General features: G+C 67.4%; 3 protein-coding genes. 1 reads left to right on the top strand and 2 read right to left on the bottom strand.

Going from position 1 to position 1,752, the window contains the following annotated elements:
- The first annotated feature begins 2 nt into the window (after positions 1-2).
- On the top strand, positions 3-179 hold the full coding sequence (locus K9U41_RS22725) for a thioredoxin family protein (protein ID WP_282643108.1): 177 nt from the start codon (positions 3-5) through the stop codon (positions 177-179).
- A gap of 242 nt (positions 180-421) precedes the next feature.
- Here K9U41_RS22725 and K9U41_RS22720 read toward each other — a convergent pair whose 3' ends face one another.
- On the bottom strand, positions 422-1,126 hold the full coding sequence (locus K9U41_RS22720; protein ID WP_282643107.1) for a Crp/Fnr family transcriptional regulator: 705 nt from the start codon (positions 1,124-1,126) through the stop codon (positions 422-424).
- Positions 1,123-1,752, bottom strand: a 630-nt coding sequence (locus K9U41_RS22715) for an ATP-binding cassette domain-containing protein (protein WP_282643106.1), incomplete at its 5' end; no start/stop codon positions are given. The genes K9U41_RS22720 and K9U41_RS22715, both read right to left, overlap by 4 nt.

Raw genomic sequence — 1,752 nt, 5'->3', positions numbered from 1 at the left:
TGGTGCGGGATGAAGCGGCCAAGCTCGGGCTCGACGTCACGGTGGAAAAGGTCACCGACTATGCGGTGATCGCCGGCTACGGCATCGCCTCGACCCCCGGCATCGTCATCGACGGCAAGGTGGTGCACGCGGGCGGTCTGCCGAAGCCGGACGATGTCGCCCGCTGGCTCAAGGCTTGAGCACTGCCTGCCCGCCGAGCTGCGCGCGTTGAAGTTCAGTATCGGCGATACCCGCTCAATACACGTGATCGTGTAGGCGGCGAACATGAAGGCCCCCGGGGGGATAGGTATTCGGCGCTACCATGATGCTCGGCCTCTTTATGGCTGACCGGGGGCGCTGAAAGCGAGACGTGCGATGCAGGGGAGGCGACGATAATCCGTTGCTTGGCACGACGCGTCTCGTCTGGCGGCCCCGAGTGTTTTCAGCCGTCCACGAGGCGGCGGAGCCGGACGGTATCGCACACGATCTGATTGGGTTTCGGCTCGGAAATGAAGCCGTGGCGCTTCAGTTCCGCCATGGTGCGGCTGGCGGTCTCGGTGGTGAGCCCAAGCACCGCACCGAGATCCTCCCGGCTGAACAGCGCGCAACGCCCACCGTCTTCGGGCTCGGACAGCCAAAGCAGCAGACGCACGACCCGATCACGGGAGGAGCCGGTGGAGAATTCGGTGATCCAGCGGTCGGCACTGGACAGGGCACGGTGCCAGCGGGCCATCAACTCGTGATAGAGGCCGCTGCTGGCACGGGAGAGGTCGCGGACCACGTCCACCGGCAGCCGGCACAGTTCGGTGTCATGCAGGGCCGTGGCCGTGTGGGGATAGGCATCCTCGATCAATGCTTCCAGGCCGAACAGGTCGGTCTGGTGCAGCAGACGCACGATGCGCTGGGTTCCGTCCGGCAGATACTGGGTGAGCTTCACCAAACCACTACGGACGGTGAATAGGGTTTTGGCCTCGTCGCCGGTGCCGTAGATCTGCGCGCCCGCGGGGTAGATGATCTGGTCAATGGGCCGGTGCAGCGCGTCGAAATCGGTCTCCTTGAGACCGGCGAAGAGCACGGCGTTCCGGATCGTGCAGTTCTTGCAGTCCGCGACGCCGGTCCAGGCTTCCGACAGGGCGACGTGCTTCATGCAGATTCTCCGCCCGGCCGGTCGGCCTCCGGCTCGGCAACCGCCATGTGCCGCGTCATCTCGTCCGGCGTGCCGCGGGCGAGGATGCGCCCGGCCGCCATGAGAATGATCTCGTCCATGGCCTCGAGCCGCGCCGGGCGGTGGGTGACGAGGAGCAGGGCGCGCGCCCGGGTGGCCTCCAGCACGGTGTCGAGCACGCGCCTCTCGGTGTCGGCGTCGAGGCCTTCGGTGGGCTCGTCGAGAATGACGATGGGCGCATCCTTCAGCAGCGTGCGGGCAAGGCCCAGGCGGCGTGCCTCCCCGCCCGAGATTTTTGCCCCGTGGGCGCCGATGAAGGTCTCAAGCCCGTCGGGCTGGGCTTCGATGAAGGACAGGATGCCGGAGCGGGCACAGGCCGCCTCGATTTCAGCGGGCGAGGCCTGTGGCGCCGCGATCAGCAGGTTGTCGCGGATGGTGGCGGAGAACAGGTGGTCCTGCTGGGCCAGCACGCTCATGCGTTGGCGCAGGGCGTCCGCCTCATACGCCTCCACCGGCGCCCCGCCGAAGGCGAGAGCCCCCGGGTCCGCCGTGCGGAAGCGCAGCGCCAGGGCAATCAGGCTGGACTTGCCCGAGCCGCTCGGTCCGAT

The organism is Xanthobacter autotrophicus, assembly GCF_029991245.1.
GTDB classification, from domain to species: domain Bacteria; phylum Pseudomonadota; class Alphaproteobacteria; order Rhizobiales; family Xanthobacteraceae; genus Xanthobacter; species Xanthobacter autotrophicus_C.
Note: the sequence above shows the minus strand (reverse complement) of the source record. Positions and strands in the feature narration are given on the sequence as shown.

Bases quoted from the DNA above. Each gene is read 5' to 3' on its own strand.
- K9U41_RS22720 (WP_282643107.1), bottom strand. From the start codon at position 1,126: ATGAAGCACGTCGCCCTGTCGGAAGCCTGGACCGGCGTCGCGGACTGC.